The sequence below is a fragment of the Streptomyces sp. NPDC096323 genome (genome assembly GCF_040302845.1).
Lineage (GTDB): Bacteria > Actinomycetota > Actinomycetes > Streptomycetales > Streptomycetaceae > Streptomyces.
Genome location: NZ_JBEOSI010000006.1, coordinates 501,041 through 507,355 on the forward strand (window position 1 = coordinate 501,041; position 6,315 = coordinate 507,355).

The 6,315-nt window shown below is 71.6% G+C and carries 5 protein-coding genes and 2 rRNA genes; 2 read left to right on the top strand and 5 right to left on the bottom strand.

The annotated features are described in order from the left end of the window. Nucleotides 1-27 precede the first annotated feature (27 nt). Both ABTX18_RS19870 and ABTX18_RS19875 read right to left on the bottom strand, forming a co-directional pair. Nucleotides 28-987, bottom strand: coding sequence for a FecCD family ABC transporter permease (locus ABTX18_RS19870; RefSeq protein ID WP_352124000.1), 960 nt, complete (start codon nt 985-987; stop codon nt 28-30). 187 nt (nt 988-1,174) lie between these two features. Then, a complete protein-coding gene (locus ABTX18_RS19875) occupies nt 1,175-2,203 on the bottom strand; it encodes an HAD-IIA family hydrolase (RefSeq protein ID WP_352124001.1) in 1,029 nt (342 codons plus the stop codon). A gap of 71 nt (nt 2,204-2,274) precedes the next feature. Between ABTX18_RS19875 and ABTX18_RS19880 the strand changes: the two genes are divergently transcribed. Next, the gene (locus ABTX18_RS19880) at nt 2,275-3,552 is read left to right on the top strand and encodes a DUF1015 domain-containing protein (RefSeq protein ID WP_352124002.1); all 1,278 of its coding nucleotides are present in this window, start codon (nt 2,275-2,277) and stop codon (nt 3,550-3,552) included. 59 nt (nt 3,553-3,611) lie between these two features. Here the strand turns inward: ABTX18_RS19880 and ABTX18_RS19885 are convergent, their stop codons facing one another. Beyond that, entirely contained in the window at nt 3,612-4,352 is a 741-nt protein-coding gene (locus ABTX18_RS19885) for a tetratricopeptide repeat protein (RefSeq protein ID WP_352124003.1), read from the bottom strand. Between the two features lie 30 nt (nt 4,353-4,382). On the opposite strand from ABTX18_RS19885, the gene ABTX18_RS19890 reads away from it, so the two are divergent. Next, nucleotides 4,383-5,306, top strand: coding sequence for a hypothetical protein (locus ABTX18_RS19890; protein ID WP_352124004.1), 924 nt, complete (start codon nt 4,383-4,385; stop codon nt 5,304-5,306). 707 nt (nt 5,307-6,013) lie between these two features. On the opposite strand, the gene rrf is transcribed toward ABTX18_RS19890, so the two are convergent. Then, nucleotides 6,014-6,130, bottom strand: a 5S ribosomal RNA gene (rrf, locus tag ABTX18_RS19895). 112 nt (nt 6,131-6,242) lie between these two features. After that, a 23S ribosomal RNA gene (locus tag ABTX18_RS19900) occupies nt 6,243-6,315 on the bottom strand; the annotation flags it as partial.

The window sequence follows — 6,315 nt, forward strand, 5'->3', positions numbered from 1 at the left end:
GCGCAGGCGTCTGCTCCTTGGTGGCCTTCACAGCTGGGACATCCTCTTGCGTCGTACGAGGTGGATGAAGACGGGCCCGCCGAGCAGCGCGGTGACGATGCCGACCTGCAGTTCGGACGGCCGGGCGACGACCCGGCCGATCACGTCCGCGCCGAGCAGCAGCACCGGGGAGAGCACGGCCGCGTACGGCAGGATCCACCGCATGTCGGGACCGGTGATCGCACGCACCAGGTGCGGGATCATCAACCCGATGAAGACGATCGGCCCGCACGCGGCCGTCGCCGCGCCGCACAACAGGGTGACGGCGAGCATCGCGAGGATCCGGGTCCGGGTCAGATGGGCGCCGAGGGAGCGCGCGGTGTCGTCGCCCATCTCCAGTGCGTTGAGCGGCCGCGCGATGAGCAGCGTGAGCAGGACGCCGAGTGCGATGAACGGCCACACCTTGCCGACCGTCTCCATGTTGGCGGAGGCCAGCGAGCCGACGGTCCAGAACCGCAGCCGGTCCAGGGCCGCCGAATCCAGCAGCTGTACGGCGTTGACGTAGCCGTACAGGGCGGCGGTGACGGCGGTCCCGGCCAGGGCGAGGCGTACCGGGTTGGCGGACCGGCTGCCGCCGAGCAGGTACACGGCGACCGAGACGATCGCGGCTCCGGCGAAGGCGAACCAGACGTACCCGGTCAGCGAGGTGACGCCGAAGAAGCTGATGGCGGAGACGACCGCCGCCGAGGCACCGGCGTTGACCCCGAGCAGCCCGGGCTCGGCCAGCGGGTTGCGGGTCAGCGCCTGCATCACGGCCCCGGCGAGCCCGAGCGCGGCGCCGACGATCAGCCCGAGCACGGTCCGGGGTATCCGCACCTTTCGTACGAGGACGTCGTCGCCGCTGCCCTCGTAGTGGAACAGGCCGTGCCACACGTCGGCGACCGGCAGCCCCTTGGCGCCGATCGCGATGCTCGCCAGGCACACCAGCACCAGGGCGGCCAGCGCCACCAGAAGCCCTGCGGCACGTACCGCATGGCGCCTGGGGGGCGCGGCGTTGTCCGACGCGGCTATCGGGCCTGCGTTCGGTTTCGGAGGACTCTCAACCAACACGCGAGTTAGGTTAGCCTAGCCTCCCATCGGCTCGACCCGGCCGCCCCGCAAAGCCGCCCTGGGGGCCGGCAAAGGCCGTCCGCCCCTACAGCCCGAGCCGGGCCACCGCCTTCCCCGCGTCCAGTGCGCACGCACCGTCCCCGGCATGCGACCACGCGGCCGCGCACAGCGCCCGCAGACCGTCGAGCGCGTCCCCGTCGCCCTCCAGCACCAGCGACCCGCCGCGTGCGGACGCCGTCCAGCCGCCGCAGGCGTACGCCTCGTCCGTCCGCGTCACCTCGGGCTGCCCCGTCAGCAGACCCCGCAGATCGGCGTCCACATACGTCGGCCGGTGCTCGGGCACCGCGGTGACCAACTGCGCCGCGTCCGTCACCCCGGTGAGCACCAGCAGGGAGTCCACTCCCCCGTTGAACGCCCCCTCGATGTCCGTGTCGAGCCGGTCTCCGACCACGAGCGGCCGCTCGGCCCCCGTCCGCAGCACCGTCTCGCGGTGCATCGGCGGCAGCGGCTTCCCCGCCACCTGCGGCTCGGCCCCGGTGGCGATCCGTACGACCTCCACGGCAGCCCCGTTGCCCGGCGCGATCCCCCGGGCGCCCGGAATCGTCAGATCCGTGTTGGACGCGAACCACGGCAGCCCGCGATTGATCGCGTACGAGGCCTCGGCGAAGCGGCCCCACGCCAGGTCGGGCCCGCCGTATCCCTGCACCACCGCGGCCGGGTCGTCGTCCGCGGACTCCACCGGCACCAGGCCCCGTTCACGCAGCGCCACCCGCAGGCCCTCGCCCCCGATCACGAGCACGCGCGCACCGGCCGGAAGCTGATCGGCGACCAGCCGGGCCACCGCCTGCGCCGAGGTGATCACATCGGCGGGCGCGGCGGGCACCCCCAACTCGGTCAGATGCTCCGCCACCGCGGCCGGAGTCCGCAGCGCGTTGTTGGTGACGTACGCCAGGTGCATCCCGCCGTCCCGCGCGGTGCGCAGAGCGTCGACGGCATGAGTGATCGCCAGCCCGCCCGCGTACACCACCCCGTCGAGATCCAGCAGCGCCGTGTCGTACGCCTCGCTCAGCGCGGTGCTGCTCCCGCTCGGCCTGGTCCTGCTCGCCTGACTCATATCCCGCGCTCCTCGTTGCCTGCGTCTCCCCCGATCATCGCGCATCCCCGGAGCGCACATACGATGCTGAAATGAACACACGAGGCCCGGCGGACAAGGGACTGCACCTGTTTCCGTTCCGTGGACTGCGCTACGTCCCCGAGCGGGTCGGCAGTCTCGCCGCGGTGACCTCGCCCCCGTACGACGTCGTCGTACGGCCCGACGGGCTGCTCCACCTGGAATCGGCGGATCCGCACAACATCGTGCGCCTGATCCTGCCGCAGGCCGACTCCGCGACCGCCCGGCACGAGCAGGCCGCAGCGACCCTGCAGCGCTGGCTGGCCGAGGGCATACTCGCCCCCGACTCGGAACCCGCGCTGTACGTGTACGAGCAGCGCAACGGCGAGATCCTGCAGCGCGGCGTCGTCGGCGCGCTGGCGCTCTCCGGCCCGGCCGAGGGCATCGTGCTCCCGCATGAGGACGTGATGGCCCATGTCGTCGAGGACCGCGCCGACCTGATGCGGACGACCGCGGCCCATCTCGAACCGCTGCTGCTGACCTACCGCAGCGACGGCGACGCCACGGGTGCGACCGCGGTCATCGAGCGGACCATCCAGTGCCCGCCGCTGCTCGCCACGACGACCGAGGACGGCTTCAGCCACCGGCTGTGGGCGGTCACCGACGCCGCCGACCGTGCGGAGATCGAAAGGGATCTGGCCGGCCGCCAGGCCCTGATTGCCGACGGCCACCACCGATGGGCAACCTACCTCCGGCTCCAGCGGGAGCACACCGTCCCCGGCCCCTGGGACTTCGGCCTGGTCCTGCTGGTCGACACCGCCCGCTACCCGCTCCGGGTCCGCTCCATCCACCGGCTGCTGCACGGCCTGCCGGTGAGGGACGCGCTCGCCGCACTGGACGGCCTGTTCCGCGTCCGCACGGTCGAGGGGCCGCTGCCCCGGGCGCTGGACGCCCTGGCCGCCGCGGCGGCCGAGGGCAACGCCTTCCTGCTCGCGGGCGACGGCGCCTTCCATCTGGCGGACCGCCCGGACCAGGCCCTGCTGGCCCGTACCGTTCCCGCGGACCGGCCGGCCGCCTGGCGCACCCTCGACGCGACGGTCCTGCACTCGGCGCTGCTCGACCATGTCTGGCGGATCCCCGACGACCCGTCCCGCATCGCCTACATCCATGACACGGCGGCAGCCGTCGAACAGGCCGAGCGCCACGACTCGACGGCGGTGCTGATGCATCCGGTACGCGAAGAGGTGGTACGGGACCTGGCCCGTCAGGGCGTCACCATGCCCCGCAAGTCGACGTCCTTCGGCCCGAAGCCGGCCACCGGCCTGGTCCTGCGCAGCCTGGCGCTCGGCTGATCCGTTCCCGAACGCGGAAGAGGGCGGCACCCGATGGGTGCCGCCCTCTTCCTCCTGCGTTACGCCTTGACGGGACCGTCCTCGTCGTCCTCGTCGTCGTCCTCATCATCGAGGTCGTCGATGTACTCGTCGGCCTCGATCACGACCGGCGCGGTCGCTTCGGCGGCTTCGTCCTCGTCGTCACCGAGGGCGTCGACGAACTCGACGCCGTCCAGCTCGGCCAGTCGGTCCGACGCGTCGGTGGAACCGTCCTTGTCGGCCTCCAGGGCCTTCCCGAACCACTCCCGCGCCTCGTCCTCACGGCCGGCTGCCAGCAGCGCGTCCGCGTACGCGTAGCGCAGACGGGGCGTCCACGGGTGCACTGCGCTGGACGCGAGCTCGGAGCTCTGCAGCGTCACGATGGCGGCGTCGATCTGCCCCATGTCCCTGCGGGCCCCGGCGGCGACCAGACGCATCTCGACCTGACCGGCCTTGTCCAACTTCTGCACCTCGGGCTCACCGGCCATGGCCATCGCCCGCTCGGGCCGGCCCAGTCCGCGCTCGCAGTCGGCCATGACGGGCCACAGCTCCACGGACCCGGTCATGCGCCGGGACGCCCGGAACTCCGCCAGCGCCTCCGCGTACTTCTGGGTTGCGTAGGCGGCGAAGCCCGCAGCCTCCCGTACGGCGGCCACACGCGAGGCGAGCCGCAGAGCGATCCGCGAGTACGCGTACGCCTGCTCGGGGTCCTCGTCGAGGAGCCGGGCCACCATGACGAGGTTCCTGGCCACGTCCTCGGCCAGGGTCTTCGGCAGGCTCATCAGCTCCTGGCGGACGTCCTTGTCGATCTCGTGACCGGTGACATCGTCGGGGATCGGAAGCCGCTTGATGGGCTCACGGTCCCGGTCGTCCCGCCGCTCGTAACCACCACGATCGTCGCGCCCGCGGTAGCCACCACCGGCTCGATCGTCCCGCTGGCCGCGGTAGCCGCCGGCGGACCCGCCTCGGCTGTCATCACGACGGAAGCCGCCACCGGACGGCGCGCCGCCTCGGCTGTCGTCGCGACGGAAGCCACCACTGGACGGCGCGCCGCCACGGCTGTCATCCCGACGGAAGCCACCACCGGACGAGCTGCCGCCGCGGTTGTCGTCGCGGCGGAAGCCGCCGCTGCGGTTGTCGTCGTCGCGACGCGGCCCACGCGGCCGGTCATCACGACGCTCGAACCCACCAGTGGGACGCCCACCACGGTCGTCATCCCGACGCGGAGCCCGGTCATCACGACGGAACCCACCACCGGAAGAGGCCGGGCCCCGGTTGTCGTCACGGCGGAAGCCGCCACCGGCGGATCCGCCACGGTTGTCGTCGCGGCGGAAGCCGCCGCTGCGGTTGTCGTCGTCGCGACGCGGCCCACGCGGCCGGTCGTCACGACGCTCGAACCCACCACTGGGACGCCCACCACGGTCGTCGTCCCGACGCGGAGCCCGGTCATCACGACGGAACCCACCACCGGAAGAGGCCGGGCCCCGGTTGTCATCGCGACGGAAGCCGCCACCGGACGGCGCGCCGCCACGGTTGTCGTCGCGGCGGAAGCCGCCGCTGCGGTTGTCGTCGTCGCGACGCGGCCCACGCGGCCGGTCATCACGACGCTCGAACCCACCAGTGGGACGCCCACCACGGTCGTCGTCCCGACGCGGAGCCCGGTCATCACGACGGAACCCACCACCGGAAGAGGCCGGGCCACGGCTGTCATCGCGACGGAAACCGCCACCGGATGATGAGCCGCCTCGGCTGTCGTCACGGCGGTAGCCGCCGCCGGCGGATCCGCCACGGTTGTCGTCGCGGCGGAAGCCGCCGCTGCGGTTGTCGTCGTCGCGACGCGGCCCACGCGGCCGGTCATCACGACGCTCGAACCCACCACTGGGACGCCCACCACGGTCGTCATCCCGACGCGGAGCCCGGTCATCACGACGGAACCCACCACCGGATGAGCTGCCGCCGCGGTTGTCGTCACGGCGGAAGCCGCCACCGGACGAGCTGCCGCCGCGGTTGTCGTCGCGGCGGAACCCACCACCGGACGAGCTGCCGCCACGGTTGTCATCGCGACGGGGTGCACGATCACGGTCGCGGTCGTCACGGCGGAAGCCTCCGCCCCCGCTGGTCGGCCGGCTGTCGTCACGACGGGCACCGCCGCCGCTGGTGGGCCGGCTGTCATCGCGACGGCTTCCGCCACGGTCGTTGTCCCGGCGCTGGCCGCCCGACCGGTCGTCACGACCGCCGCTGAAGCCGCCCCGGTCACCGCCGTCCCGGCGACGCGGCTCGCGCTCCGAACGATCGTCGGGAGAGTTGGTGGACATGGGTGCTGCTCCTGTCATCGGGTACTACAGACATTCTCGCGCAGCCGGACACCCGACGCGCTTCGGAAAAACAAAAAGGACCCTTGGTTCCAGCGTTGAACGCTGGGACCAAGGGTCCTTCAAAGATTGTTCGGCGGCGTCCTACTCTCCCACAGGGTCCCCCCTGCAGTACCATCGGCGCTGAAAGGCTTAGCTTCCGGGTTCGGAATGTAACCGGGCGTTTCCCTAACGCAATGACCACCGAAACCCTATCGGGTTCTAGCGAACAAGCACACTTTTCAATTAAGTTAGTGACGCTGTTCAACCGGTGCGATAACTGTTCGCAACCCGGGAACAACACAGTGGACGCGAGCAACTGAGGACAAGCCCTCGGCCTATTAGTACCAGTCAGCTCCACCCGTTACCGGGCTTCCACATCTGGCCTATCAAC

Coding starts and splice junctions, on each gene's coding strand:
- ABTX18_RS19875 (WP_352124001.1), bottom strand. CDS start 2,203: ATGAGTCAGGCGAGCAGGACCAGGCCGAGCGGGAGCAGCACCGCGCTG.
- ABTX18_RS19880 (WP_352124002.1), top strand. CDS start 2,275: ATGAACACACGAGGCCCGGCGGACAAGGGACTGCACCTGTTTCCGTTC.
- ABTX18_RS19885 (WP_352124003.1), bottom strand. CDS start 4,352: ATGAGCCTGCCGAAGACCCTGGCCGAGGACGTGGCCAGGAACCTCGTC.